Source organism: Herbiconiux sp. FW305-C-125 (assembly GCF_058783455.1).
In genome coordinates, this window is record NZ_JBYSYO010000001.1 from 1,187,616 (window position 1) to 1,212,005 (window position 24,390).

At 70.6% G+C, this 24,390-nt stretch carries 23 protein-coding genes; 8 read left to right on the plus strand and 15 right to left on the minus strand.

Translation table 11 applies throughout. From position 1 onward, the window contains the following. Nucleotides 1–4: 4 nt before the first annotated feature. The 4 genes from AC3WLB_RS06130 to AC3WLB_RS06145 all read right to left on the minus strand — a co-directional run bounded on the left by AC3WLB_RS06130 (nucleotide 5) and on the right by AC3WLB_RS06145 (nucleotide 4,330). A complete protein-coding gene (locus AC3WLB_RS06130) occupies nucleotides 5–952 on the minus strand; it encodes a carbohydrate ABC transporter permease (RefSeq protein ID WP_492504204.1) in 948 nt (315 codons plus the stop codon). Next, nucleotides 952–1,902 (minus strand): ABC transporter permease subunit, encoded by a 951-nt coding sequence (locus AC3WLB_RS06135; RefSeq protein ID WP_022895150.1) that lies wholly within the window; start codon nucleotides 1,900–1,902, stop codon nucleotides 952–954. Before AC3WLB_RS06135 ends, AC3WLB_RS06130 begins: the two co-directional genes overlap by 1 nt. Before the next feature lie 10 nt (nucleotides 1,903–1,912). Next, nucleotides 1,913–3,172 (minus strand): ABC transporter substrate-binding protein, encoded by a 1,260-nt coding sequence (locus tag AC3WLB_RS06140; protein ID WP_022895151.1) that lies wholly within the window; start codon nucleotides 3,170–3,172, stop codon nucleotides 1,913–1,915. A 135-nt stretch (nucleotides 3,173–3,307) separates the two neighbouring features. After that, a complete protein-coding gene (locus AC3WLB_RS06145) occupies nucleotides 3,308–4,330 on the minus strand; it encodes a substrate-binding domain-containing protein (protein ID WP_022895152.1) in 1,023 nt (340 codons plus the stop codon). A 196-nt stretch (nucleotides 4,331–4,526) separates the two neighbouring features. Here AC3WLB_RS06145 and AC3WLB_RS06150 point away from each other — a divergent pair, with 196 nt between their 5' ends. The 6 genes from AC3WLB_RS06150 to AC3WLB_RS06175 all read left to right on the plus strand — a co-directional run bounded on the left by AC3WLB_RS06150 (nucleotide 4,527) and on the right by AC3WLB_RS06175 (nucleotide 11,652). Beyond that, complete coding sequence (locus AC3WLB_RS06150) at nucleotides 4,527–5,591, plus strand: ABC transporter substrate-binding protein (RefSeq protein WP_022895153.1); 1,065 nt, start codon at nucleotides 4,527–4,529, stop codon at nucleotides 5,589–5,591. A gap of 107 nt (nucleotides 5,592–5,698) precedes the next feature. After that, complete coding sequence (locus AC3WLB_RS06155) at nucleotides 5,699–6,550, plus strand: ABC transporter ATP-binding protein (RefSeq protein WP_022895154.1); 852 nt, start codon at nucleotides 5,699–5,701, stop codon at nucleotides 6,548–6,550. Continuing rightward, nucleotides 6,547–8,259 (plus strand): ABC transporter permease, encoded by a 1,713-nt coding sequence (locus tag AC3WLB_RS06160; RefSeq protein WP_492504207.1) that lies wholly within the window; start codon nucleotides 6,547–6,549, stop codon nucleotides 8,257–8,259. Before AC3WLB_RS06155 ends, AC3WLB_RS06160 begins: the two co-directional genes overlap by 4 nt. A 30-nt stretch (nucleotides 8,260–8,289) precedes the next feature. Beyond that, on the plus strand, nucleotides 8,290–8,988 hold the full coding sequence (locus tag AC3WLB_RS06165; RefSeq protein ID WP_492504209.1) for a purine-nucleoside phosphorylase: 699 nt from the start codon (nucleotides 8,290–8,292) through the stop codon (nucleotides 8,986–8,988). 17 nt (nucleotides 8,989–9,005) lie between these two features. Then, nucleotides 9,006–10,187 carry an adenosine deaminase family protein gene (locus tag AC3WLB_RS06170; RefSeq protein WP_492504211.1) on the plus strand — a complete coding sequence of 394 codons (1,182 nt, stop codon included), beginning with the start codon at nucleotides 9,006–9,008 and terminating at the stop codon, nucleotides 10,185–10,187. A gap of 61 nt (nucleotides 10,188–10,248) precedes the next feature. After that, entirely contained in the window at nucleotides 10,249–11,652 is a 1,404-nt protein-coding gene (locus AC3WLB_RS06175) for a M24 family metallopeptidase (RefSeq protein ID WP_492504214.1), read from the plus strand. A 44-nt stretch (nucleotides 11,653–11,696) separates the two neighbouring features. Here AC3WLB_RS06175 and AC3WLB_RS06180 read toward each other — a convergent pair whose 3' ends face one another. The 4 genes from AC3WLB_RS06180 to AC3WLB_RS06195 all read right to left on the minus strand — a co-directional run bounded on the left by AC3WLB_RS06180 (nucleotide 11,697) and on the right by AC3WLB_RS06195 (nucleotide 15,977). Further along, nucleotides 11,697–13,139: an amidohydrolase gene (locus tag AC3WLB_RS06180; RefSeq protein ID WP_492504216.1), complete on the minus strand. Its 1,443-nt coding sequence runs from the start codon at nucleotides 13,137–13,139 to the stop codon at nucleotides 11,697–11,699. Then, complete coding sequence (locus AC3WLB_RS06185; protein WP_492504218.1) at nucleotides 13,136–13,891, minus strand: glutamine amidotransferase; 756 nt, start codon at nucleotides 13,889–13,891, stop codon at nucleotides 13,136–13,138. The genes AC3WLB_RS06180 and AC3WLB_RS06185 overlap by 4 nt, the downstream gene beginning before the upstream one ends. Then, nucleotides 13,888–14,928 (minus strand): LacI family DNA-binding transcriptional regulator, encoded by a 1,041-nt coding sequence (locus AC3WLB_RS06190; protein ID WP_492504220.1) that lies wholly within the window; start codon nucleotides 14,926–14,928, stop codon nucleotides 13,888–13,890. Before AC3WLB_RS06190 ends, AC3WLB_RS06185 begins: the two co-directional genes overlap by 4 nt. 71 nt (nucleotides 14,929–14,999) lie before the next feature. Next, nucleotides 15,000–15,977 (minus strand): beta-ketoacyl-ACP synthase III, encoded by a 978-nt coding sequence (locus AC3WLB_RS06195; RefSeq protein ID WP_492504222.1) that lies wholly within the window; start codon nucleotides 15,975–15,977, stop codon nucleotides 15,000–15,002. A 252-nt stretch (nucleotides 15,978–16,229) separates the two neighbouring features. On the opposite strand from AC3WLB_RS06195, the gene AC3WLB_RS06200 reads away from it, so the two are divergent. Then, complete coding sequence (locus AC3WLB_RS06200; protein WP_492504224.1) at nucleotides 16,230–17,822, plus strand: hypothetical protein; 1,593 nt, start codon at nucleotides 16,230–16,232, stop codon at nucleotides 17,820–17,822. A gap of 201 nt (nucleotides 17,823–18,023) precedes the next feature. Here the strand turns inward: AC3WLB_RS06200 and AC3WLB_RS06205 are convergent, their stop codons facing one another. The 3 genes from AC3WLB_RS06205 to AC3WLB_RS06215 are packed head-to-tail and all read right to left on the minus strand — an operon-like array spanning nucleotide 18,024 to nucleotide 21,047. After that, nucleotides 18,024–18,491 (minus strand): GbsR/MarR family transcriptional regulator, encoded by a 468-nt coding sequence (locus AC3WLB_RS06205; RefSeq protein ID WP_492504226.1) that lies wholly within the window; start codon nucleotides 18,489–18,491, stop codon nucleotides 18,024–18,026. A gap of 22 nt (nucleotides 18,492–18,513) precedes the next feature. Continuing rightward, the gene (locus AC3WLB_RS06210) at nucleotides 18,514–20,130 is read right to left on the minus strand and encodes an ABC transporter permease (protein ID WP_492504228.1); all 1,617 of its coding nucleotides are present in this window, start codon (nucleotides 20,128–20,130) and stop codon (nucleotides 18,514–18,516) included. After that, entirely contained in the window at nucleotides 20,127–21,047 is a 921-nt protein-coding gene (locus AC3WLB_RS06215; RefSeq protein ID WP_492504230.1) for an ABC transporter ATP-binding protein, read from the minus strand. Before AC3WLB_RS06215 ends, AC3WLB_RS06210 begins: the two co-directional genes overlap by 4 nt. Nucleotides 21,048–21,152: 105 nt before the next feature. On the opposite strand from AC3WLB_RS06215, the gene AC3WLB_RS06220 reads away from it, so the two are divergent. Then, nucleotides 21,153–21,446: a DUF4287 domain-containing protein gene (locus AC3WLB_RS06220; protein WP_492504232.1), complete on the plus strand. Its 294-nt coding sequence runs from the start codon at nucleotides 21,153–21,155 to the stop codon at nucleotides 21,444–21,446. 29 nt (nucleotides 21,447–21,475) lie between these two features. On the opposite strand, the gene AC3WLB_RS06225 is transcribed toward AC3WLB_RS06220, so the two are convergent. The 4 genes from AC3WLB_RS06225 to AC3WLB_RS06240 form a co-directional block, all read right to left on the minus strand. Further along, nucleotides 21,476–21,868, minus strand: coding sequence for a PPOX class F420-dependent oxidoreductase (locus AC3WLB_RS06225; protein WP_492504234.1), 393 nt, complete (start codon nucleotides 21,866–21,868; stop codon nucleotides 21,476–21,478). 47 nt (nucleotides 21,869–21,915) lie between these two features. Next, a complete protein-coding gene (locus AC3WLB_RS06230) occupies nucleotides 21,916–22,608 on the minus strand; it encodes a response regulator (RefSeq protein ID WP_492504236.1) in 693 nt (230 codons plus the stop codon). Next, nucleotides 22,605–23,876 (minus strand): sensor histidine kinase, encoded by a 1,272-nt coding sequence (locus AC3WLB_RS06235; RefSeq protein WP_492504238.1) that lies wholly within the window; start codon nucleotides 23,874–23,876, stop codon nucleotides 22,605–22,607. Before AC3WLB_RS06235 ends, AC3WLB_RS06230 begins: the two co-directional genes overlap by 4 nt. Nucleotides 23,877–23,985: 109 nt before the next feature. Then, the gene (locus AC3WLB_RS06240) at nucleotides 23,986–24,390 is read right to left on the minus strand and encodes a VOC family protein (RefSeq protein ID WP_022898101.1); all 405 of its coding nucleotides are present in this window, start codon (nucleotides 24,388–24,390) and stop codon (nucleotides 23,986–23,988) included.

Genomic DNA, 24,390 nt, shown 5'->3' on the forward strand with positions numbered 1-24,390 from the left:
GCGCTCAGCCCTTCGTCGCCCCGGCGACCAGGCCGCCGATGATGTGTCGTTGCATGATGATGAAGAAGATGACGATCGGCGCGATGGCCAGCAGCAGGGTCGGGAAGACCACGGTGTAGTCGGTCGAGAACTCGCCCACCGCCGCGTACACCCCGGTGGTGACGGTGTAGATGCCGGAACCGGGCCCGAGGATGATCTGCGGGCTCACGAAGTCGTTCCAGACGCCGATCGAGTTGAGCACGATCACGGTCGCCACCACCGGCCGCATGATGGGGAAGATGCACGCCCAGAAGGTGCGGATGCGCCCGGCGCCGTCGAGGGCGGCCGCTTCGTCGATGTCCCGTGGCACGGTGCGCAGGTAGGCGGTGAACAAGAAGATCGTCACCGGCAGGGTGGCCGCGGTCTCGAACAGGATGAAGCCCGGGATGGTGTTGATGAGACCGAGCACACGCAGCACGAAGACCACGGGGATGAGGGTCACCTGGCCCGGGATGAACAGGCCCGACACGAACAGGAGCAGCAGCGCCAGGTGCCACTTGCGGCGCCCGCGCGCGATCACATAGGCGACCGGGGCGGAGAGCAGGATGCAGAACAGGTTCACCAGCACCACGAAGAGCACGGTGATGCCGTAGGCGGCGATGACGTTGAACTTGCTGCTCGTCACCGCGTTGCCGAGGAACTCCAGGGTGAAGGTCGTCGGGGAGATCTCGAGCGGATGCCGCACGATCTCCTCCTGCGGCTTGAAAGCGCTGATCACGAGCACGTACAACGGGATCAGCATGACGAGGGCGGTCGCACCGAGCGCGATCCACCGCACGATGGCCGCGACCGGGGACCGGCGCTCGCTGGCGGGCCTGCCGCCGCGCCGCCGAGTCGCTCGCGGAGCGTCGCCGGGTTGGGCCAGCAGCGCCTCGGCGCCGAGATTGGGGGTGTCCTGCAACGACGTGCTCATCAGTCGGTCACTTTCCGCTCGGCGCCCCGGCGGGCGAAGGTCACGGCGAGCCCGATGGCCGCGGTGATGACCAGCAGCACCACGGACTGCGCGGCACCGAGGCCGAGCCGCGACTGGGCGAAGGAGTCCTTGAGGATCTGGTAGACGATGGTCTGGGTGGAGGCGGCGGGGCCGCCGTCGGTGAGCGCGAGCACCACGTCGTAGACCTTCAGCAGGCCCACCAGGGTGAGCACCAGGTTCACCGTCACCACCGGAGCGATCATCGGCACGGTGATGCTGCGGAACTGCTGCCACCGGCTCGCACCGTCGACGGTCGCGGCCTCGTAGAACTCGGTGGGCACCGACTTGATGCCCGCGATGTAGAGGATCATGTTGAAGCCGAAGTGCGCCCACACGATCGTGAGGATGACGGTGGCCTTCGCGAACGCCGGGTCGGTGAGGAACGGCACGGGCCCCGCACCGAGGCCGGCGAGCACTCCGTTCACGGCGCCGTGCGGCGCGAGCAGCGCCGACCAGAGGAACCCGATGATCAGGGCGCTGATGATGTAGGGGTAGAAGAAGATCGTGCGCAGCACGGTGTTCGCCCGGCCCGGCGCCGAGACCAGCGCGGCGAGCGCCAGGCCCAGGGCGTTGCAGAGGATCGTGCCGACCACGGCGATCACGGCGGTGAAGACGGCCGCGTCGATGGTGCGCGGGTTGCGGAACGCGAACCGGTAGTTCTCGAGCCCGATGAAGTCGAAGCGGAGGCTGTACCCGTTCCAGTCGGTGAGGCTCAGCACGAACGCCAGGATCATCGGCACGATGAACATGGCCACGAACACGACCACCGCGGGCGCCGCCATCGCGAGGCCGGCCAGCCGGTCGCCCCAGCGCACGCTGGGGCGACGGCGGCTGCCGGTGTCGATGACGGCGGCCCGCACGGTGGCGGACGGAGCGTTGTCGGTCAGCACGGGGCCGGTCTCAACCGACGTTCGCGGTGAACCAGTCGTCCATCGCCTTGTCGACGTCGTCGGCCGAGGTGCCGCCGAGCAGCGCCTGGGTCTGTGCGTTGATCTCGGTCGAGTAGCCGGTCGGCAGCGTGCGCTCACCGTAGCCCTGCCCGGTCGGGGTGTATGCGTCATCCGGCGTGTTCGTCACGATGTCGAGCAGCTCGGTGCCGAGGTCGCCCATCTCGTAGTCGTAGCCGGCCCGGTAGTTGCCGTCGACCTTCAACTGGTTGAGGATGGCGTCCTTGTCGGTGACGAGGTACTCCACCAGCTTCGCTGCGGCATCCTGGTGCTTCGATTCCTTCATGATCACGTAGGGGCTCGCGATGTTCGCCCCCATGGCCGGCTGGTCGGTGCCCTCGAACGCCGGCGCACGGAACACGCCGATGTTCGCCGGGTCGGTCGCCGCAGCTTCGCTCGCCACGAACCAGCTGCCCATCGGGTAGAGCGCCGCCTTGCCGTCGAGGAAGTTCTGCTCGGCGTCGGTGTACTTGATGCCGAGCGCGTCGTCGTTGACGTAGCCCTTCGCGATCCAGTCGGCGTACTCCTTCACCGAGTCGCCGTAGGTCTTGCTGAAGGTGAGCTCCCCCGCGCTCATCTTCTGGTACCAGTCGGGGTTGTCGGCGATGACCGTGGGGAGCCCGACGGTCTGGAGCGCGTAGCTCGACATCCAGTCGCCGCCGGTCTGGATGCCCGTCCAGCCCGCCTCCTTCAGCTTCGCCAGGTCGGCGCCCAGCTCCTCCACCGTGGTCGGCGTCTCGGTGATGCCGGCCGCGGCGAACGCGTCCTTGTTGTAGAACCACAGGCTCTGCACCTGCAGGCCGATGCCGGCCATGTAGTACTTGCCGTCGATCGTGTACTGCTCGGCGAGGGGCGCTTCGGTCGCCCAGTCGTATTGCGAGAGGTCGACGAGCTCCGGCGCGAGTTCGGTCGACGGCGGGAGCGACTCGACCACGTCGGGCGCCTCGCCGGCCGCGAGCAGACGCGGCACCGCGGCGGCGACACCCTCCGCACCCGGGTTCTGGATGGTGACGTCGATGTCGGGATTCGCGTCCTCGAACGGCTTCACCAGGTCATTCCACCACTCCTCGGTGAGGTTGGGGGTGACGTTCACCAGCAGGCTGACGGTCTGCTTGCCATCGCCTTCGTCGCCACCACCGGTGGCGCAGCCGGCCAGCCCAAGGCCGACTGCCGCGAGCGCGCCGACGGCGACCAATTTTCGCTTGTCGATCATCGTTGATCCTCTCTTGCGCACGACCTCCGTGGCACGGCACTTACGATAATCGATAATCGGTTATGGCGCAACGCGAGCTGCGCCTCTCGCGGCGATCGAGCGCCGAACGCGCCGATGGGCGGGAACGAGGCGACGTCAGGATGCGGGCGGCGGAGCCGTGGAACCGCGCACCACGAGCTCCACCGGCAGGGTCACCGACTCGATGCCCCGCATGGTGCCCGCGGCGAGCGACTCGAGCAGGAGGCGCGCCGAACGGCGGCCGATCTCGAGCATGTCCTGCCGCACCGTGGTCAAGCCCGGCGTGATCACGCCCGCGATGTCGATGTCGTCGAAGCCGACCACCGACACGTCGTCGGGCACGCGCAGACCCGCCTCGTGCAACCGCCGCATGGCGCCGACGGCCATGTAGTCGTTGCACGCGAAGACCGCGGTGAACTCCACTCCCCGGGCGAGCAGCTCGTCGACCCGGTCATAGCCCGACTGCACCTCGAAGTCGCCGTACACCACCACCGCATCGGGAAACGACTCCCGGATGCCCGCGACGCGCTCGATCGTCGACCGAAGCCCCTCGAACCCGGCCACGATCACTGCCCGCCGGTGGCCGAGCTCGCGCACGTGCCGGCCCAGCTCCCGCGCCCCGGCCGAGTTCAGCGACGTCACCGACGGAACACGCTCGAGACCGGACACCACTTCGTCGGCCAACACGATGGGTGAGGCCGACGCCGAGATGCTCATCAGCTCGTCCGTGGGCCCGATCTCGCGACTGGCCGTGTAGATGAGCCCTTCGATCGACCGGGTGCGCAGCAGATTGAAGTACCGCTTCTCGCGACGCGGATCGGAGTTCGAGGTGCTGCAGATGATCAGCCCGTAGTCGTACTCGTTGGCCATCTCCTCGACCCCACGGGCGATGCGCCCGAAGTACCAGTGCGAGATGTCGGGGACCGCGAGCCCGATCATGCCGCTGCGACCCGATTTGAGGCGGCGCGCCCCCGCATCCGGAACATAGCCGAACTGGTCGATGAGGCTCCGGATGCGCAACGCCGTCTGGGTGCTGACCGGCCGCTTGCCCGAGAGGGTGTGCGACACGGTGGTGACGCTCACGCCGGCGGCAGCAGCGATCTGCTGCATGGTCCAGGGTTTGGGGGCGGCGTCATCCACCGGTTCAGAGTAGCGGACAACGCAAAACGTCTTGCAATCAGTGATCATCCGGATTGCCGGGGCTTTACACGGAGGTAACAGGGCGAAATCGATTGGAAACAGACGACCCGTATTGTCGTGCGCACACCAAGATGCAAAACGGTTTGCTTTGCGCATCCCTCTTCCGGCACCATCCCGATCGCCCCAAGGAGAACAGATGACCTTCCGCATCACCGGCCGCCGCGGCATCCGCGCCGCCGCCACCGCCACGGCCCTCGCCGCCTCGGTCGCCCTGCTCGCCGGCTGCGCGTCGTCGTCGAGCGGCAGCACCGCCGACGGCGGCAGCGACGCCCTCACGCCGCTCACCCTCCAGACCTCGTGGATCCCCCTCGTGCAGTTCGGCGGCAGCTACGTCGCCGACAAGGAGGGGTACTACGAGAAGAACGGCGTCGACGTCGACATCCTCCCCGGCGGTCCCGACGTCGACTCGATGGCCGCCGTGGTCTCCGGCCAGGCCGACATCGGCATGGGCAACGCCGACACGGTCGCCCGCGCCAACGAGCAGGGCGCCGACCTCGTGATCGTCGCGGCCGGCTTCCAGAAGAACCCGCTGGCCATCCTCTCCAGCCCCGACAAGCCCATCGCCGACCCGAAGGCCATGGAGGGCATGAAGATCGGCGTGCCCTCGGGCGACGAAGCGGCGCAGGACGCCATCGTCGCCGCGAACGACGTCGACGCCTCGAAGGTCACGAGCGTGCCGGTCGGCTTCGACGTGGCCCCGCTCGTCTCGGGCGAGGTCGACGGCCTCTGGGTGTTCTACTCCGAGCAGCCCATCGCCTACGAGGAGGCCACCGGCAAGAAGGGCACCGTCTTCCTCACCGCCGACTACGGCCTCGACGTCTACGCCCAGGTCTACGCCGTCAAGAAGGAGACCCTCGAAGACCCCGACAAGAAGGCCGCCATCGAGGGCTTCCTCAAGGGCGAGATCGAGGGCTGGCAGGCCTACGTGGCCGACCCCACCGAAGCCGTCGACCTCACCGTCAACGACTACGCGAAGGACGGCGGCCTCACCGTCGAGGAGCAGACCAAGCAGGCCGAGCTCCAGATGGACCTCCTCGTCACCGACGAGACGAAGGAGCACGGCCTCCTCTGGATCTCGGACGACGGCATCCAGAAGAACATCGCCACCCTCGAGTCGCTCGGCATCACCGGCGTCGACGAGTCGCTCTTCGACACCTCGTTGCTCGAAGACGTCTACGGCGGCAAGAACACCATCGAGTAACCCTCCCACTCCTCGCGACCCGTCGATTTTGGCCCTTCCTCAGCAGTTTTAGGGCCGATTTCGACGGGTCGCGAGGAGGGACTCCATCCACGACACCCGGAGGCCCTGTGAACGGCTCAGGTTTCACCCTCACCAACCTCACGAAGGTGTACTCGTCCAAGAAGAGCGACGTGCTCGCCCTCGACGACATCTCGCTCGCCGTGCCGGAAGGTTCCTTCACGGCGCTGCTCGGGCCATCAGGATGCGGCAAGTCGACCATCCTGCGCATCCTGGCCGACCTCGAGCCCTACTCGGCCGGTGAGGTCACCATCCACGGCGAGAGCCCCACCGCCATCCGCAAGGCGCACCGGCTCGGCCTGGCGTTGCAGGACCCGTCGCTGTTGCCGTGGCGGAGCGTCCGCGACAACATCCGTCTCCCCGGCCAGGTCATGCGCACCGCCATCCCGAAGCAGCGCGTGGACGACCTCATCCGCCTGGTGGGGCTCGACGGCTTCGCGGATGCGCGGCCGGCCCAGCTCTCCGGCGGCATGCGCCAGCGGGTCGCGATCGCGCGGGCGATCGTCGCGGAGCCCGAGATCCTGCTGCTCGACGAGCCGTTCGGCGCGCTCGACGAGATCACCCGGCAACGCATGAACGAAGAGCTGCAGAAGCTCTGGAGCGCGACCTCCGCAACCGCCCTGCTCGTCACCCACTCCATCTCCGAGGCCGCGTTCCTCGCCGACCGGGTGATCGTGATGTCGCCCCGGCCGGGCCGCATCGTCGGCGACCTCACCCTCGACTTCCCGCGCCCGCGCCGCCGCGAGCTGCTCTCCACCCCCGAGTTCCACGCGATCTGCGACGAGCTGAGCGCGATGCTGCACGCCGGCACCGACGGCGGCGAAGACGGCGACCACCGCGACGACGAGAACGACCTGCGCAGCGACGGCGAACTCGCCGCCGTGGCGACGCCGGGGGCATGACGATGTCGACGACCACGACCACGACCACGACCGCCGCCGCCGGTCGCTCCCGAGCCACCGGGCCGGACGGCGACCGCGACGCCCTCCGCGCCTCCGCGATCGCCACCGAACGCGCCCGGGCCGGCCGGGAGTCGCGCCGCTCGGCGATCAGCGGCTGGGTCACGACGGTCGTCGTCAGCCTCGTCCTGCTCGTGCTCTGGGAGGTGGCCGCCGAACTGTGGCTCACGAAACTCGGCGTGCTCGCGTCGCCGACCGCCATCATCCGGAGCCTGATCGAGAACCCCCAGCTCTACTGGGGCGCGCTCAGCACCACGGCCTGGATCGCGGTGCGCGGCTGGTTCTGGGGCAACCTCGCCGCCATCGCAGCGGCCATCCTGTTCGTGCAGGTGCCGGTGTTCGAATCGCTCTTCCTCCGCCTCGCGCTGGCGCTCTTCTGCCTGCCGCTGGTGGCGGTGAACCCGCTGCTGCAGCTCACCTTCGACCCCGACACCGCGAAGGTGGTGCTCGCCGCCCTCTCGGTGTTCTTCACCACACTGGTCGGCACGATGCTCGGCCTCCGCTCCGCCGACGGCGGCCCGCTCACCATGGTGACGGCTTGGGGTGGCCGCGGGCTCAGCGCACTGCGGTTCGTGCGGCTGCCCTCGGGGGTTCCCGCGATGCTCACCGGCCTCCAGATCGGCGCGGCAGCGGCGGTGCTCGGCGCGATCTTCGGCGAGTTCATCGGCGCCAAGGCCGGTCTCGGCGTGCTGCTGATCAACGGCCTGATGTCGCTCGACCTCGCCCGCGTCTGGTCGGTGGCGCTGCTGGCCACCGTGATGGCCGCGGTGCCTTACGGCATCTTCGGCCTGCTGCGGCGCTGGCTCACCCCGTGGTCGGCCTCCATCTCGACCGCGCCGCAGGTCTCGACCCCTCGCCAGGGCTCGGTGGCGGGGCGGCTCGCGAGCGCCGTGGCCTGGACGATCGGGTCGATCGCGGTCATCCTGCTCGCCTGGTGGGCCTACCTCATCGTGTTCGACATGTCCCCGTTCGTGGGCAAGAGCCCCGTCGACGTGTTCACCTACCTGTTCGCCTCCGAGGATGCAGCGGCCAACCGCGCGGTGATGCTCGACGCCCTCGACGTGACGCTGCTGCACGCGGGTGTGGGCTACATCGCCGGCCTGGTGATCGGCATCGGCATGGCCGTGGCCTTCGTCACCTTCCCCGTCGCCGAGCGGGTGCTCACGCCGCTCGCGGTGGCGCTGCGCTCGGTGCCGATCATCGTGCTCATCCCGGTGCTGATCCTCGCGCTCGGGCGGGGCCTCGGCGGCGTGGTGGCCATCACCGCCATCGTCACCTTCTTCCCCACCCTCGCCAACACCCAGGGCGGCCTGAAGCGGGTGCCGGCGGATGCGTTCACGCTCATGCGCAGTTACGACTCGTCGACCTGGTCGACGCTCTGGCGCCTGCAGCTGCCCTACACGCTGCCCGCGATCTTCGCCTCGGCGCGCATCGCCGCGCCCACCGCCGTGCTCGCCGCGACCTTGGCCGAGTGGCTCGCCACCGGCGACGGGCTCGGGCACGTCATCGTGAGCTCGCGCGCGCACTCCGACTACACCGGGCTCTGGGCGGCAGCCGCCATCCTCACCGCGGTCTCGCTCATCTTCTACAGCCTGGTCAGCTGGGCCGAACGCGTCGTGCTCGCGCGCTACGCGCCGTCCCACGTGCGCTGACCGTCCCATCCATCGTTCGAGAGGACCACCATGGCAACACCCCACATCGGCGCCGAACCGGGCGACTTCGCCCCCGACGTGCTCATGCCCGGCGACCCGCGCCGCGCCAAGCTCATCGCCGAGACCTTCTTCGACGCACCTCGTCTCGTCACCGAGGTGCGCGGCATCCTCGGCTACACCGGCACCTTCAACGGCAAGCCCGTCTCGGTGCTGGCCTCGGGCATGGGCATGCCCTCGATGGCGATCTACTCCACCGAGCTCGCACGCTTCTTCGACGTCAAGCGCATCGTGCGGGTCGGCACGATCGGCGGCATCGCGCCCTACCTCGAGCTCGGCGACGTGATCGCGGCCTCCGCCGCCCACACCAACTCGGCCATGACCAGCGAGTGGGTGCCCGGGGTGACACTCAGCCACGCACCGGATTTCGCCCTGCTGCGCAAGGTCGTCGAGCACGGCGAGGCCACCGGCAAGCGCCTGCACGTCGGCCCGCTGTTCACCACCGACAGCTTCTACAACCCCGACACCGCGCTCGTTCCGAACCTGCTGAAGTACGGCACGATCGGCATCGACATGGAGGCGGCCGGGCTCTACGCCGTCGCTCGCAAGGAGGGCTTCGACGCGCTCATGGTGGGCACGGTCAGCGACCTCCCCGGCGCGGAGATGACCGCGTCCGAGCGCGAGGCGACCTTCGAGAACATGGTCTCGTTCGGCCTGGCGGCGTTCCGGTGAGCGGGGCGGAGGCGCACGTGCCCGCACCCGTCGTGCCCACGTTCCCCGGCTACCCGCGCTGGTCGCAGAGCGCCGAACCCTACGCGGCGTTCCCCAAGGTCACGCTGCACGACCACCTCGACGGGTCGCTGCGGCCCGAGACGCTGATCGAGCTCGCCGCCGCGCAGGGTGTCACGCTGCCCTACGACGACCCGGACACCCTCACGAAGTGGTTCACCGGCGAGATCACCGTGCCCACGATCGAGAACTGGGACGAGAAGTTCGGCCTCACCACCCGCGCCATGCAGACCGAGGAGTCGATCGTGCGGGTCGCGCGGGAGTGGGTGCTCGAAGCGGCGGCCGACGGCGTGATCTACGGCGAGACGCGGTGGGCGCCGGAGAAGCACATCCAGGGCGGCCTGCCGCTTCGCGTCGCGGTCGAGGCCGTGGCTGCGGGCCTCGCCGAGGGCGAGGCGCTGGTCGCCGCCGCGGGCGGGTCGATCCGCGCCCGCCAGCTGATCTGCGGAATGCGCACCTCGACCCTCAGCTACGAGATCGCCCGGCTCGTGGTCGACACCTACGGCGAGTGGGGCGGCAGCGTGGCCGGGTTCGACCTGGCCGGAGCCGAAGACGGATTCCCGGTGCGCCACCATCTCGACGCCACGACGCTGCTCGAGCGCGAGGGCATCCCGTTCACCCTGCACACGGGCGAGGCCGAGGGCGAGCACAGTGTTTGGGAGACGGTGCACCTGGCCCACGCGCTTCGGCTCGGCCACGGCGTGCGCGTGATCGAGGACGTGACGCTGAACGGCCGCCCCCTCGGCGTGCGCACGGCGGTGCGCGAGGTCGCGGCGGCGCGCGCCGCCGGCACGGCCAGGCTCGAGCTGGGCCGCACCGCGCAATGGGTGGTCGACCGGCGCATCCCGCTCGAGGTCTGCGTCACCTCGAACGCCGGCGGAGTGGTCGACGGTGTGGCGAACCATCCGATCGACCTGCTGCGCGAACTCGGCTTCACCGTGACGGTCAACCCCGACAACCGCGGCATGTCGACCACCTCGATCAGCGCCGAGATGCGCACGATCGAGGCGGCGTTCGGCTGGGGCCCGGCGGAGTTCGCCGAGGCCGAGTACGCCGCTGCCGAGGCCACGTTCCTCCCCCGCGCCGAGCGCGAGACCCTGCTCGCCCGGGTGGAGGCCGGCGTCGACGCCTTCGTGCGCTGACGCCGCGCCCCCCACCGCCCGCACCGCACCGCACCGCACCGCACCGAAACACAGGACACCCATGTCGATCGCCCCTGCCAACAGCCACGCCGCCGCGTTCGAGCTCGCGGCCGTCGAGCTACCGGTGTACGAGCTGCCCGTCGAGCAACCGGTCGTGCCCGCGGCCACCTACGAGGCGCGCGTCGTCGCGGCGCTCGATGCCGCGACGACCGCGGGGCTCGACGCCCTGGTCGTCTACGGCGACCGCGAGCACTTCGCGAACATCGCGTACCTCACCGGGTTCGATCCGCGCTGGGAGGAGATGCTGCTCCTGCTCGTCCCTGGCCGCACCCCGGTGCTGCTCGTGGGCAACGAAAGCGTGGCCTACGCAGCGGCCGCCGGGATCGAGGTGGACGTGCTGCGGTTCGCGAAGTTCAGTCTGGTGGGTCAACCCGATCCCGAGCAGCTGAGTCTCGCCGACGCGTTCGGGCTCGCCGGGTTCTCGGCCGCCACGACTCCGCGCGTCGGCACGGTCGGCTGGAAGTTCTGGGACGCCCCGGGCACCGAGACCTGGATCGAGCTGCCGAGCTTCATCGTCGACGAGCTGCGCGCCGCCGGGTTCGAGCTCCGCAACGCGAACGGCCTGTTCACCGGTCACGGCACCGGGCTGCGGCTCGTCAACGACGTCGACCAGATCGCCGCGTTCGAGTTCGCGGCCTGCCACAGCTCCGAGTCGCTGCGACGCATGATCACCGGTGTGACGCCGGGCATGACCGAGCTGCAGGCATCCGTTCTCTACGGCGCGACGCTGCTGCCGTTCTCCTATCACCCCACCCTGCTGAGCGGGGAGCGGGCGGCGTACGGTGTGGCCAGCCCGAGCGGCCGGATGCTCGCGACCGGCGATGCGATGAGCGCCGGCTTCGGGCACTGGGGCAGCAACTCGGCCCGCGGCGGCTTCCTCGTCGCCTCGGCCGACGAGTTGCCGGCGGGTGCCGAGGACTACGTGACCGCGCTCGTCGCCCCCTACTTCGCAGCGGCCGTCGCCTGGTACGAGACCATGCGCATCGGCGTCACAGCGGGCGAGATCCATGACGTCGTCCACGGCGTCCTCGACGACCCCTTCTACGGTGTCTATCTCAACCCCGGCCACCACATCCACCTGGACGAGTGGCCCTCCTCCCCCGTCGCCCCCGGCTCACCCGTCGAGTTCCGCTCCGGTATGGCTCTCCAACTCGACATCATCCCCGCCACCGGCACCGTCTACGGCTCCTCCAACATCGAAGACGGCGTCGTCCTGGCCGACGCCGCCCTGCGCTCCGCCCTGGCCGAACGCTATCCGGATGCCTGGACCCGCATCCAGCACCGCCGCGACTTCATGACCACCCTCGGCATCACCCTCGACGAGTCCGTCCTTCCCATGTCGAACATCGCCGGTTGGTTACCCCCCTTCTGGCTCTCCCCCCACCTGGCCATGCGCCGCGCGTAGCGTCGGCAAACGTAGCCCGTCCCGCCACGGCATCCCCCGACCGGCTAAGGCGCGTACTCCTGGATCGAGCCGCGCGACCGATCCGTCAACTCCGGGATGCGCCAGGCCAGCTCCTCGGCCGCCGCAGCCGTGTCGATCGTGAGCAGCCGGCCGTCCTCGACGAGCACGCGTCCGTCGACCAGCACCGTCGTCACGTCGCTCGCCCGAACGCTCAGCACGAGCGCCGCGGCGAGGTCGTGCATGGGCTGCAGATGGGGCTTCTGCATGTCGATCAGCACGATGTCGGCGCGGTAACCCGGCAGCAGCGAGCCGAGCGAGTCCTGCAGCCCGAACGTGGCCGCGCTCTGCCGGGTGGCGAGGTCGAGGGCGTGCGCCGAGGTGAGCCAGGTCGCGTCGAGCAGGGCGCCCTTCTGGGTGAGCGAGAGCATCCGCATGCTCTCGAGCACGTCGAGGGTGTTGTGGGAGGCCGGCCCGTCGGTGCCGACGCCCACCGTGATGCCCGCGTCGTGCAGCATCCGCACCGGCGTGGTGGTGTGCGCGTGCTTCAGGTAGACCTTGGGGCACGACGCCACCGCCACCCGGTCGGCGTACGGCACGAGCCATTCGAGGTCGCTCTCCACGATCGCGGCGCCGTGCGCGATGATCGCCCCCGTCTCGAGGATGCCGGTGTCGTGCAGCACCTGTACGGGCGTCACGCCGCGCTTGGCGAGGCTCGACTCGGTCTGCCCGAGGCTCTCGGCGGCGTGGATGTGGGTGCGCACCCCGAGGCGGCCGGCGTGCTCGGCGGTGCTGGCGAGGTCGTCGTCGTTCACCGTGTAGGTCGCGTGCGGCCCCATCGCGGTGGTGATGCGTCCGTCGGCCGCGCCGTTCCAGCGCTCGGCGAAGGCTGCCGAGCGCTCGACGCCGGCCTGTCCCTCTGACGAGAAGAAGGTCGAGGCGAGCAGCCCGCGGCCGCCGCCGGCAGCGACCACTTCGGCGATCGTGTCGGTGGCGAAGTAGTGGTCGGCGAAGTTGGTCACGCCCGCGAGCAGCATCTCGCCCACCGCGAGCTGGGCGCCGAGCATCACGTCACGGTCGGTGAGATTCACCTCCATCGGCCAGATGTGCTTGTTGAACCACTCGTCGGTCGGCACGTCTTCAGCCGAGCCCCGGAACATCGTCATCGGCGAGTGCGTGTGCGAGTTCATCAGGCCCGGGATCGCGACCTGCCCACGCGCATCGATCACGGCCGCCTGGGCGAGCACAGCGGGCTCGACCTGGCCGGCCGGCACGACCCAGACGATCACCCCGTCACGGATGCCGATGGCGTGATCGGCGAGGAAGGTCGCCGTTCCGCGTGCCGCCGTGTCCGCCCGCGGCAGCCCGGGGTAACCGGGTTCCGGCCGGGTGGTGTGGGTGAGCACCGTGGCATGCGTGACGACCGTGTCGACACGATCGACGGCCCCGGCGACGGTGACCGAGCCGGGCGCGCCCGTGACCTCGTTCATGCGAGCACCTCCCCGGCCAGCCAGCGCACCGTCCGGTCGAACAGGGGGCCGTAGCCGTCCCACGCCACGAAGCCGGGCGGCGCCCAGTGCGGCGCGATGTCAGAGGTGAACGCGCCCGATCGTCCGGCGCCGTACTCGCCGACCACGAGCAGCGGATGCCCCGCGCAGCTCGCGAGCTCCGTGCCCGACCCGCGCACCGACACCTCGTTCAACCCGAGCAGCGCCGGCCATTCCGCCTCGAGCCCGTCGGTGATCGGATGCTCGGCCGCGGTCACCGGCCGAGCCCCCGCCGGGAGTTCCACCCGATCGTCGCGGTCGAGCATCCGCACCGGCAACGCCTCGGCGAGCGGACTGTGGCCCCAGCGGGCCTTGGCGTCGATGCCGGAGAAGGTCAGGTACCCGCCCACCATGAGGAGACCCCCGCCCTGCTCGACGAAGCCGCGGAGGGCATCCGTGCGGTCGGGTTGTGACTCGGAGCGGGTGAAGGTGGCCGGCGGGAGCTGGAAGGTGTTGGCGCCGACATCCGAGACCACGACCACGTCGGCGAGCGCCCGCAGCTCGTCGGCGGTGCCGGGCACCCGGGTCGTGATCTCGTGGCACGGCACGTGGGTGACCTCATGGCCGGCCGCTCGGAGCGCGGCGACGAACTCCACTCCGCCGAGCGTGAACTCCGACGTGGTGAACGAGTCGAAGCCCTTCTGGTGGATGGAATGCACGAACCAGGATTCGCCGAGCAGCAGAACTCGAGTCACAGGCGTTCCTTTCGGGGGCGGGGTCGGGGCGGTGCCGTGCTCGCGCGCACGACGAGTTCGACGGGGCACGGCGGCACGAGCGACGGCGCATCGCCGGCCACGAGTTCGAGCAGGGTCAGCGTGGCCTGCCGGCCGATCTGGTCGACGGCTTGCCGAACGGTGGTGAGGCCGGGGGTGAAGCGGCGGGCGAGGTCGACGTCGTCGAAGCCCACGACCGACACGTCACAGGGCACCACGAGGCCGGCGGCGGCGAACGCCTCGATGACACCGAACGCCGCGAGGTCGTTCGAGGCGAAGACGGCGGTGGGCAGCGTGTGACGTTCTGCTTCGGAGCGCGCCACCCGTTCCTGGGCGCGGGCGAACGCGGTGGCTTCGCTGAAGTCGCCTTCGATCACCTCGGCCGCGGGAAAGACCTCCTGGAATCCGGCCATCCGCTCCTCGGCCGACCGCAACCCGCGCGGGCCGGCCAGCACCGCGACGTCGGTGTGCCCGAGCTGCTGCAGGTGCTGCGCCGCGAGCCGGCCGCCGGCCCGGTTGTCGGATGCGACGAGCGGGATGCCGTCGAGCCCCTCGACCCACTCGTCGGCCAGCACGATCGGGAACGCCCGGGCGAGTTCGGCCAGCTGGTTGTCGCGGCGCAGGGCGCCGGCGACGTAGATCAGGCCGTCGATCGAGCGGGAGCGGAGGAGGTTGAAGTAGCGGGCATCCCGCTCCGGCGCGCCGTTCGAGCTGCTCAGCACGACGCCGTAGTCGTTCTCGTCGGCCGCCCGTTCCACGGCCACCGCGAGGCGCCCGAAGAAGGGGTCGGAGACATCCGGCAGCACGAGTCCGAGCATGAAGGTCTTGCCGGCCTGCAACGTTCGGGCGGCGGAGTGCGGCACGTAGCCGAGGGCGTCGATGGCGGCCTGGATGCGCTCGGCCGTCTCGGCGTTCACCGGGCGCTTCGCGGAGAGGGCGTGCGAGACCGTGGTCATGCTCACCCCCGCCACCCGGGCGACGTCTTTGATCGTCGGCGAACGCTGTCGATCCGAGGTCATGGCAGCACTCTAGCGGGTTACAAAACGTTTTGCAGTGCGTGCGAGGTGCCGGCCGACGACGTCGCCCGCGCTCAGGCGCGGGACGGGGTGCGCAGCACCAGGCCGGCGTACGCGAAGCCGCCGCCGAACCCGAACAGCAGCGTCTGCGCATCCGCCGGTATCTCACCGCGGTGCCACGCCTTCGAGAGCCCCAACGGCACGCTCGCGGCCGAGGTGTTGCCCGACTCGACGATGTCGGTCACCACGATCTTGCCGGTGAGCTTCAGCGCCTCGGCCAGCGGCTCGATGATGCGCAGGTTGGCCTGGTGGGTGACGAGCACGTCGATCTCGTCGAGCCGCAGGCCCGCTGCAGCCACCGCGCGTTCGGCGTGACCGGCCGCCTCGGTGATCGCCCAGCGGAAGACCGATCGGCCTTCCTGCGCGAAGTACCGCGGTTCGCCCGGGGCGCCCTCGATGCGCACACCGTCGAGCAGGTGCGGCACCGAGCCCCAGACGGTGGGGCCGACCGTCGGCTGATCGGTCGCGCCGAGCACGAACGCGCCCGCACCGTCGGCGGTGAGCACGCAGGTGGAGCGATCGGTGTAGTCGGTGAACGCACTGAGCTTCTCGGAGCCGATGACGAGCGCGGTGCTCGCCGACCCGGCGCGGATCGCCATGTCGGCCACCCCGAGCGCGTACTCGAACCCCGAGCAGGCAGCGCTGAGATCGAAGATGCCGGGCCCCGCCATCCCGAGACCGACGGCGACGCGGCCCGCGGCGCTCGGGCTGCGGTCGGTGCCGGTGACGGATGCGACGACCACGAGATCGACGTCGGTCGCCGCCACCCCCGCGTCGGTCAGTGCCATCCGGCCGGCCTCCATCGCCATCGAGGCGACGGTGTCGTTCTCGCCGGCGATGTGGCGGGTGCGGATGCCGGTGCGGCTCACGATCCACTCGTCGTTCGTCTCGACGAGTCGGCTCAGCTCCTCGTTGGTCATGACGCGTTCGGGCTGGTAGTGCCCGAGCCCGAGCAGTCGGCTGCCTCGCAGGGTCGGTGTCGGCACGGTCATCGGTCGCCTCTCCTCCGGCGGGGCGTCTGGGTCGCCCACTCCGTGCCGACCCTAACCCCGCCGCCATTCCCCGAGCGGCATGCGTCTTCGTGCGGGGGGCGGGCGGGGCACGTCTTGCCGGCGGGCGGCGCAGACGCTAGTGTCATCCTCCGCGCTGGGCGATCGGCCCGCGCCTGACGATGGCCCACGTCCGCCGCGAAGGACGACGATCATGACGAATCACGACAGCAAGGGCGGCTTCTCGCCCATCCGATGAGACGCGACCGGCGGGCGACGCCCCGCCCCGCGCTCTGGTCACCCGACGGCGTCGATCCGCTCGAGGGCACGACCTACCTCTCGCATCTCGAGCGACTTCTGCCCCCTGACGGGCGCGGCCCGCTTCCGCAGGGCGGCTTCCCGCTGCCCGACGCGGTCGACACCGACCCCGGTTCCGCGTCGTGGTGGCAGTCCGCGCTCGATGGCGTGCTGAGTCTCCGCGGGGCGCCGAGTTCCGGCGACGCGCCGCTCCTCGCCGCCGCCGCGGTGCTCGAGGCCTGCCGAACCCCGCTCGGCACCATCGCGGTGCACACCGTGGCTGAACGACTGCTCGGGCTGCAGAGTCCGCAGGACGTCGATCGGATGCTCGAGGCCATCCGCCTCGACGTACCGGTCAACCGCCTGCGCCTCGCCGAGCTGGGTCGCTGGCTCTGCCGCTTCGGCGTACGGGAGTGGCAGGTGAAGGGCGGGCTGGCGCTCCTCGGTGTCGCCGGGACACCGGGCGACGCGGAGTTCGTGGCGCACCTCGGCCTCCTCGACGCACTCACGCTCTACGCCGTCGTCGCCCTGCAGAACCTCCTGCCCGCCGCCGAGGCCGAGGCCGCCATGTTCGAGCTGGCGAAGCAGGTGCACGGCTGGGGGCGCATCCACTGCGTGTACCGCCTGAAGCACAGCCGACGACCGGATGTCGCGCGCTGGCTGCTGCGCGGCGGCTACGACAGCGGCGTCGCCGTGGCGGAGCTGGCGCTCATCGCCGTCACCACGGGCGGCCTCGTCGAAGCGCTGCAGGGCGACGTCGACGACGAGCTGCTCGACCACGCCGGCGTGCTGCTCGCCGCGCTGACCGACGGCATCCAGGGCCAGAGCCTGCGCAACTGGCCGGCCGGCGGCGTGGCGCTCGAGCTCTACCTGACCGAGCTCCTGACCGCGGCCGCCACCCTGGGCCGCCTGAGCGCGGTGCGTGCGATCGACTCCTACCTGCGCGGCCCGGCCGAGCGCAACCCGCACCTCACGCCCGACGACCGCCATCACCTCACCCACCTCGCCGAGCGCGTGCTGGCGCGGCCCGAGTGGCGCCCGACCGTCGAGGCGGGCCTGGAGTCGGCTGACCGCTGGACCTTCCAGGAGGCGCTGGCGAACGCCTCCGCGGTCGGCCTCGACCCGCGGCAGGCCGCACTTCGGCGCCTGCCGGAGGACCCGCACGACGCCTACCTCTGGCAGGTGCTCCGCGACGGCGCCGACCGCGACTTCATGAGCGAGCTCCTCGTACTGGCCGACCGGCTCCTCGACCCCACCACACTGCCGACCGGACCGACGCTGCACCTCGGCTTCGGTGAAGGCTTCGACGCCAACCACTGTTTCGAGGGGCTCGTTGCCGATCTCGGGCGCTTCCCGGGCCTCGGCTGGGATGCTCTTCGGCTCGGGCTGGTGAATCAGGTGGTGCGTGTTCGGTCGCTGACCGTACGCACCCTGGAGTCGTGGCCGCGCGAGGCCTGGCCGAGCGAGGCTCACATGGCCGTGCTCGCGGCTCATCGGGCCGAGCCGGAACCGAAGCTCAAGAAGCGCCTGGGCGCGTTGGCCGGGCTATGACCCGAATTCGGCACTTGTCGAAGTGCGGTTGGGTGTGCAATATTGGAGTCTCAAGTTGCAACCGGATTCGGGACCGGTTGCGGCTTCTCGTCTGACTGGGGCGGGGGGATGGATGCGACGTCACGTGGGTGACGTCGCATCCTCTGCTTAACGCGGGCGCGCATCCGCCCCACGATCGCGCCCCCGGGCGCGGCGGACAGGTCAGGGGCGGCGTTCTGACTCCCACTCTTCGAGCAGCGCCGGCATGCGCACCTCGAGAAAGCGGTAGAAGTCGGCCATGTCGCGCGCCCGCGCCGCTGCCGCCGACTCGGTCGCGCCCAAGGCGTCCAGCAGCGACTCGGCGAGACCCGCGAGCGTCGCGTAGAGCGGACTGTTCTTCAGCGACGTCGTGTACCACGCATCGTCGACCAGTTCGTACCGGTCACGACGGCTGCCGGGCTGCGCGACCCGGTGCGCGACGCCGAGGTTCTGCAGGTAGCGCACCGCGCCCGAGACGGCAGCGGCACTCACCCCCATCGTCTCGCCGAGTTCGGCGGCGGTGAGCCCGCCCCGGTCGGCCACGAGCAGGGTCATCAGCACCCGCGCCGCCATCTTGGGGAACCCTGCCGCCGAGAGCACCGCGGCCGTCTTCTCGACCGCCGCCCGCACTGCCGCTTCGTCTCTCGCCATCCCTTCAGCCTCGCACTCCCGCTCAGGCCGTGCCCACTTCGCGGCGCCGCATGAGCGCGACGGATGCGGCGATCGCCACCACCGCCACGGCCGCCAGCCACAGACCCCCGCTCCAATCGGTGGCCGCACCCGTGACGACCGGCGTGTGCGTGAACGGCGAGACGTCGCGCAACCACTCCGGCAGGCCGATCAGGCCGCCGAACTCTCCCACCACGACGCCCGCTGCCACGAACGCCCAGCCGGCCCCGATGGTCGCCTTCGGCACCAGCACGAACAGCAGAGCCACCACGCCGAGATAGACCAGCGCCGCCGGCACCTGGGCCAGCGCGGTCGCGATCACGTCGCCCGCGCCGACCGACGAATCGCCGGAGGCCGCGAGGCCGAGTACTCCGGCGCCGGCCGCCACGGCCAGCACGATCACGATGGCGAGAGCGCCGACCACGAGGTAGTCGACCAGCCAGCGCACCCGCGACACCGGCGTGGCGAGCAACAGTTCGGCCGTGCCGAGCGACTCCTCCTGGCGCATCCGGATCACCGCCTGGGTCGCGCAGGCGGCCGCCAGCACCCCGACGAAGTCGAACATGGCGGCCACCAGCGTCTGCGTCACCGACCCGGCGCCACCCACGACGGCTTCGAGGGAGTGCTCGATCGACGGATCGCTCGCCGCCGCCTGCTGCACGAGCGACGAGAGCGAACCGGCGAGCAGGCCGAACGCGGCGCCGCCCACGGCCCACGCCACGACCGTGCCCCACTGCAGCCGCCAGGCCAGCCCGAACGCGCCGGCGAACAGGGGCCGAGCGGATGCCCGCCCCCGCCGCTCCGGCAGCAGGCTCGCCCCGCTGTCGCGCACGCTCTGCAGCCCGAAGACCCCGATCAGGCAGGCCACCGCGAGCGCGGCACTCAGCAGCAACGGCGCGAGCGAGTTGCCGCTGTACGCCGCCGTGTGCTGGGCCCAGCCGATCGGCGAGAGCCAGCTCGGCCACGCACTCGCCATCGCGAGCGGGCCGGTCTGCGTGCCGAGCGCGTCGCCGATACCGCGTAGCAGGAAGGCGATTCCGACCAGTGCGACCGAGACCCCGTTGGCGCCGCGCGAGGTGCGGAGGAACTGGGCCACGAGCAGCCCGACCGCGAGGAAGGCGACACCGGTCGCCGTCGTGGCCACTCCCGCGACGAACGACCCGTCGACGGCCATGCCGCCGGCCACGAATCCGGCGACCACCCCGAGCCCGAGCAGGAGGTTCGCGCCGACGCCGTGCGCGAGCGTCGCCACCGTCGGCAGCACGCGGCCGACCGGGGTGGAGCCGATGAGGTCGGCACGCCCCGATTCCTCCTCGGCGCGACTGTGCCGCACGGCGAGGAAGGTGCTCATGAGGCCCGCGAGCAGGGCGAGGTAGGTGAAGATCTCGAAGAACACGAACGCGTCGAGACCACCACCCTGCGGAAGCCCGCGGAGGATGAGGATGGCGGGACTCTGAATGGCGAGCGCGAGGATCTGGTTCCGCTCCGCGGCGTCGCCGTACGTGGTGGCGACCGCCGTGGCCGTGAAGAGCGCCAGCAGGGCGGTACCGCCGATCCAGAAGATCAGCTGGAGGCGGTCACGACGGATGCGCTGCCCGAGCAGCGCGACGAGCGCGCTCATGAACGGGCTGCGTCGGCGGCGACGCCGTAGTGACGCAGGAACAGTTCTTCGAGCGAGGGTGGCGCGATCGTCACACCGTGCACGTCCAGGCCACCGAGTGCGGTCAGCACGGGGGCGAGGCGGTCACTGTCGACCGTGAAGTGCACGCGGGCGTCGCGGGCCTGGAGGTCGTGCGCATCCGGGATGGACGCGAGTTGGGCATCCGTCACTCCCTCGGCCGCGAAGGAGACCTCGGTGCGGGTGAGATGGCGCAGTTCGGCGAGGGTGCCGGTCTCGGCGGTGACGCCCGAGCGGATGATCGTGACGCGGTCGCAGAGCTGCTCCACCTCGGAGAGGATGTGGCTCGACAGCAGCACGGTGGTGCCGTCGCCGGCCGCGCGGTGGATCTCTTCGGCGAAGACCGACTCCATCAGCGGGTCGAGCCCGCTGGTGGGCTCGTCGAGGATGAGGAGGTCGGCGCGCGTGGCGAAGGCCGCGATGAGGGCGACCTTCTGCCGGTTGCCCTTCGAGTAGGCGCGCCCCTTCTTCGTGGGGTCGAACTGGAACGCCTCGACGAGACGCTGTCTGCGGGCGGCGTAGGCCGCTCGGTCGAGCGTGCCGCCGCGGAGCCGGCTGATGAGATCGATCGCCTCGCCGCCGGAGATGTTCGGCCAGAGGTTCACGTCGCCCGGCACGTAGCCGATTCGGCGGTGGAGGGTCGCGGCATCCGCCCACGGGTCGCGGCCGAAGACCGTCGCTCGGCCGCCGGTGGCCCGTGCCAGACCGAGCAGGATGCGGATGGTGGTCGACTTGCCCGCCCCGTTCGGGCCGAGGAAGCCGTGCACCTCCCCCTCGGTGACGGTGAGGTCGAGGCCTCTCAGGGCGCGCACTCGGCCGTACTGCTTTTCGAGGGCGTCGACCTCGATCACGGTGTTCATGCGCGGGACTTTACGCTTGATTCACAAATTTGTGAATAGTCCGAAGGAACAGCGCGCAATACAGTGGGTTGCGTCGGTGAGTGTGCCGCATCAGAAGGAGCAACGATGTCATTCCAGGCCTACCTCGACGCCGTCGAGAAGAAGACCGGCCTCACGCCGCGGCAACTGGTCGAACTCGCGCACGAGCGCGGCTTCGGTGCGGACACCAAGGCGGCACCCATCCTGCAGTGGCTGGCCGACGACTACGGTCTCGGGCGCGGCCACGGCATGGCGATGGTGCACGTCATCACGAAGGGCGACCGCATCGGCGACAAGCACGTGGGCACCGGCACCACCCACTCCGACGCCAAGGACCACCTCTGGCTCGACGGCGTCGCCACGAAGCCCGAAGGCTACTGACCTCCCCGCACGCGCCCGGGCGCGGGGCGCTACTGCGAAGTGGTGGACTCGATGCTCATGACGAGGACGACGCGGTCGGCGGAGTCGGGCGGCGGGGTCTGGCCCGGGTTGCCGTAGCGCTTGCCGAGGACGACGTAGAAGGCGCCCGCGGGATCGGGCTCGACCGCAATCAGGCGCCCCCGCACCTCGAGGTAGCGGAACGGGTTGTCGGGGTCGATCACCGACAGGCTCATCGAGGGGTTGTGCTGCAGGTTGCGGTACTTGGCCCGCTTCGTGGTGTGGGTGAATCGGAGGGTGTCACCGTCGCGCAGGAACCACATCGGGTTCACCTGCACGGTGTCATCGGGGCGCACCGTGCCCAGGTGACCGTAGTTCGGCTGTTCGAGCAGATCGGCGTAGTCGGCGGGGATGAGGTCGCTCATGCCACCATCCAATCACTCCGGTCAGGCGGCGAGGAGGCTCGACAGGCTCAGGCGGTGAGGAGCCGGTTCTCGTAGGCGTGCACCACGATCTGCGCCCTCGTCTCGAGGCCGAGCTTGGTGAGGATGCTCCCGATGTGCGTCTTCACGGTCGACTCGCTCACGAACGCCGCGGCCGCGATCTCGCTGTTGCGGAGGCCCTTCGCCGCGAGCAGGAAGATCTCGCGCTCGCGCGGGGTGAGCGAGGCGATCGCGTCGGTCGGGGAGGCCGAGGCTGCGCCGTCTGGAGCTCCGGCCTGTCGCTTCACCAAGGCCGCGAGTCCCGCCGGCAGCGCATCCCCGGCGTGCACCGAGCGGATCGTGTCGAGCAGCAGTTCGGGCGTCGCATCCTTCGTCACGAACGCGCTCGCGCCGTGCTTCATCGCCTGGAACACCGCCTCCTCCTGCTGGAACGTCGTCAGCACGATCACCCTCGGCGCCGCGGAGTCGCCGGCGCCGACGATGCGACGGGTGGCGTCGAGACCGTTGAGCACGGGCATCCGGATGTCCATCAGCACCACATCGGGCCGGGTCTCGGCCACGAGCGCCACGGCCTGCGCCCCGTCGGTCGACGCTCCGGCGAAGGCGAGGTCGGGCTGCGACTCGATCAGCATGCGCATGCCGTAGCCGAACAGCTCCTGGTCGTCGACGACCGCCACGCGGATGGCCGCCGCGCCCGGTGCCGCGCCCGCCGCCGCGCTCACGCGAGCACCTCCGCCCGCACGGGAACGAATGCGGTCACGATGAAGCCGTCGGCGTCGGGCTCTGCGGTGAGCCAACCGCCCGCGAGGCGCGCGCGCTGCTTCATCCCCTCGATGCCGAACGCCCGCCTCGCACCCGTGCCGCCAGGCCCGGCCGTCGTGCCCGCGCCCCCACCGGCAGCCGGCGACGCGCCCCCGTCGCTCACCACCGTCAGCGCGAGGCCCTCACCCTCCCACGCGAACGACACCGCGGCCACCGGATGCTTCCCACCGTGCTTCAGCGCGTTCGTCAGGCTCTCCTGCACGATGCGATACACGCTGAGCTCCTGCGACGGCGTGAGCGCCCGGGCTTCACCCACCTGCTCGAGCGCCACGCGCATCCCGGCCGACGACATCCGCTCCACCAGCGCCGGCAGTTCGGCGAGCGAAGGCTGCGGGCGCTCCCCGGCGTCGTCGTGCAGCGCCTCGAGCAGCCCGCGCAGGTCGGTGAGGGCCGTGCGGGCGGTGTCGGCGATCTCGCTCAGCGCCACATCGGTGCGTGCCTCCGCCGTCGTCGACCCGGCAGCGCGGAGAAAGCGCGATCCGTCGGCCATCGCGATCACCACGGCGAGGGAGTGCGCGAGCACGTCGTGCACCTCCTGCGCGATCGCACTGCGCTCCTTGACTCCCGCCAGCTCGGCGTCAGCCACCGCGAGGTCGACCTCGGCCTGAGCGATCAGCGCCTGGTCGGCCCGCCGGCGCGCACTGACCTGCAGCGCGAACCCGGCGGTCCACCCCGAGAGCCCGGCCACGGCGCCGATCAGCACCAGCGGCAGCGCGGTGTCGGCGGAGTTCGGCAGGTACACCGTCGAACCCGACACGACGGGGGCGACGCCGAGCCAGCTCTGCCAGTCGCCGCGGTACACCATGGTCGCGCCGACCAGCAGGGACTGCGTGACGACCGCGACCGGCGCGACCCAGCGCATCCGGCCGCCGGCGCCCAGCCCGACGAAGAAGGCGACGATCGCGGCCGACCCGTAGAGCGGCCAGGTGGTGGCCTCGGGCGGGCTCAGCACACCGAGCAGCTGCGCGACGGGCACGACCACCACCAGCGCGAGCGCCACGGCGGGCAGCAGGCGGGCCAGGGCGATCGCGGCGGCGGCGAGCGCCAACCACACCCAGAAGCCCGCCGGATGTTCGCGCCCGGCCTCGGCGACGATCCACAGCGCGAGGAACGCCACCGCGACGGCGGGTTCGAGCGCGAGGCGCAGGTGCTTCGGAAGACGTCTCATGCCCTCACGCTAAGCGCTCGGGCGTGCCGGGTGACAGCCGGAGGCGCAGCTTTCAGCCGAAGGGACGAGGCGTCCGACGTGGGCGGGCGCCTACGAGGCGCCGGCGGAGTCAGGCCTGGCTGATGCGCACCATGTTTCCGGCCGGGTCACGGAACGCCGCGTCGCGCACGCCCCAGAACTGATCCGTCGGCTCCTGCAGGATGTCGGCGTTGCCCTGGGCCCGCACCCGCTCGAAGGTGGCGTCGAGGTCGTCGGTGCGGAAGAGCACTCCGGGCAGCTCGCCCTTCGCCAGGAGCTCGGCGCGGGCATCCCCGTCTTCCTTCGAGACGCCGGCGTGCGGCTGGGAGAGCACGATCTCGATCTCGGGCTGCGACGGGGTGGAGAGGGTGATCCAGCGGAAGCCGTCGTTCGCGACCTCGTTGCGCACCTCGAGGCCGAGGGTGTCGCGGTAGAAGGCGATGGCCGCATCCGGGTCGTCGACGAGGATGTGCACGTGGCTGAGTGAAATGGTCAT

What these genes read in the sequence shown, in the direction of transcription:
- AC3WLB_RS06210 (WP_492504228.1), bottom strand. Translation starts at nt 20,130, where the DNA reads ATGAGCGCGCTCGTCGCGCTGCTCGGGCAGCGCATCCGTCGTGACCGC.
- AC3WLB_RS06160 (WP_492504207.1), top strand. Translation starts at nt 6,547, where the DNA reads ATGACGATGTCGACGACCACGACCACGACCACGACCGCCGCCGCCGGT.
- AC3WLB_RS06200 (WP_492504224.1), top strand. Translation starts at nt 16,230, where the DNA reads ATGAGACGCGACCGGCGGGCGACGCCCCGCCCCGCGCTCTGGTCACCC.
- AC3WLB_RS06195 (WP_492504222.1), bottom strand. Translation starts at nt 15,977, where the DNA reads ATGACCGTGCCGACACCGACCCTGCGAGGCAGCCGACTGCTCGGGCTC.
- AC3WLB_RS06165 (WP_492504209.1), top strand. Translation starts at nt 8,290, where the DNA reads ATGGCAACACCCCACATCGGCGCCGAACCGGGCGACTTCGCCCCCGAC.
- AC3WLB_RS06225 (WP_492504234.1), bottom strand. Translation starts at nt 21,868, where the DNA reads ATGAGCGACCTCATCCCCGCCGACTACGCCGATCTGCTCGAACAGCCG.
- AC3WLB_RS06190 (WP_492504220.1), bottom strand. Translation starts at nt 14,928, where the DNA reads ATGACCTCGGATCGACAGCGTTCGCCGACGATCAAAGACGTCGCCCGG.
- AC3WLB_RS06130 (WP_492504204.1), bottom strand. Translation starts at nt 952, where the DNA reads ATGAGCACGTCGTTGCAGGACACCCCCAATCTCGGCGCCGAGGCGCTG.
- AC3WLB_RS06240 (WP_022898101.1), bottom strand. Translation starts at nt 24,390, where the DNA reads ATGACCATTTCACTCAGCCACGTGCACATCCTCGTCGACGACCCGGAT.
- AC3WLB_RS06180 (WP_492504216.1), bottom strand. Translation starts at nt 13,139, where the DNA reads ATGAACGAGGTCACGGGCGCGCCCGGCTCGGTCACCGTCGCCGGGGCC.
- AC3WLB_RS06150 (WP_022895153.1), top strand. Translation starts at nt 4,527, where the DNA reads ATGACCTTCCGCATCACCGGCCGCCGCGGCATCCGCGCCGCCGCCACC.
- AC3WLB_RS06175 (WP_492504214.1), top strand. Translation starts at nt 10,249, where the DNA reads ATGTCGATCGCCCCTGCCAACAGCCACGCCGCCGCGTTCGAGCTCGCG.
- AC3WLB_RS06205 (WP_492504226.1), bottom strand. Translation starts at nt 18,491, where the DNA reads ATGGCGAGAGACGAAGCGGCAGTGCGGGCGGCGGTCGAGAAGACGGCC.
- AC3WLB_RS06215 (WP_492504230.1), bottom strand. Translation starts at nt 21,047, where the DNA reads ATGAACACCGTGATCGAGGTCGACGCCCTCGAAAAGCAGTACGGCCGA.
- AC3WLB_RS06220 (WP_492504232.1), top strand. Translation starts at nt 21,153, where the DNA reads ATGTCATTCCAGGCCTACCTCGACGCCGTCGAGAAGAAGACCGGCCTC.
- AC3WLB_RS06235 (WP_492504238.1), bottom strand. Translation starts at nt 23,876, where the DNA reads ATGAGACGTCTTCCGAAGCACCTGCGCCTCGCGCTCGAACCCGCCGTC.
- AC3WLB_RS06140 (WP_022895151.1), bottom strand. Translation starts at nt 3,172, where the DNA reads ATGATCGACAAGCGAAAATTGGTCGCCGTCGGCGCGCTCGCGGCAGTC.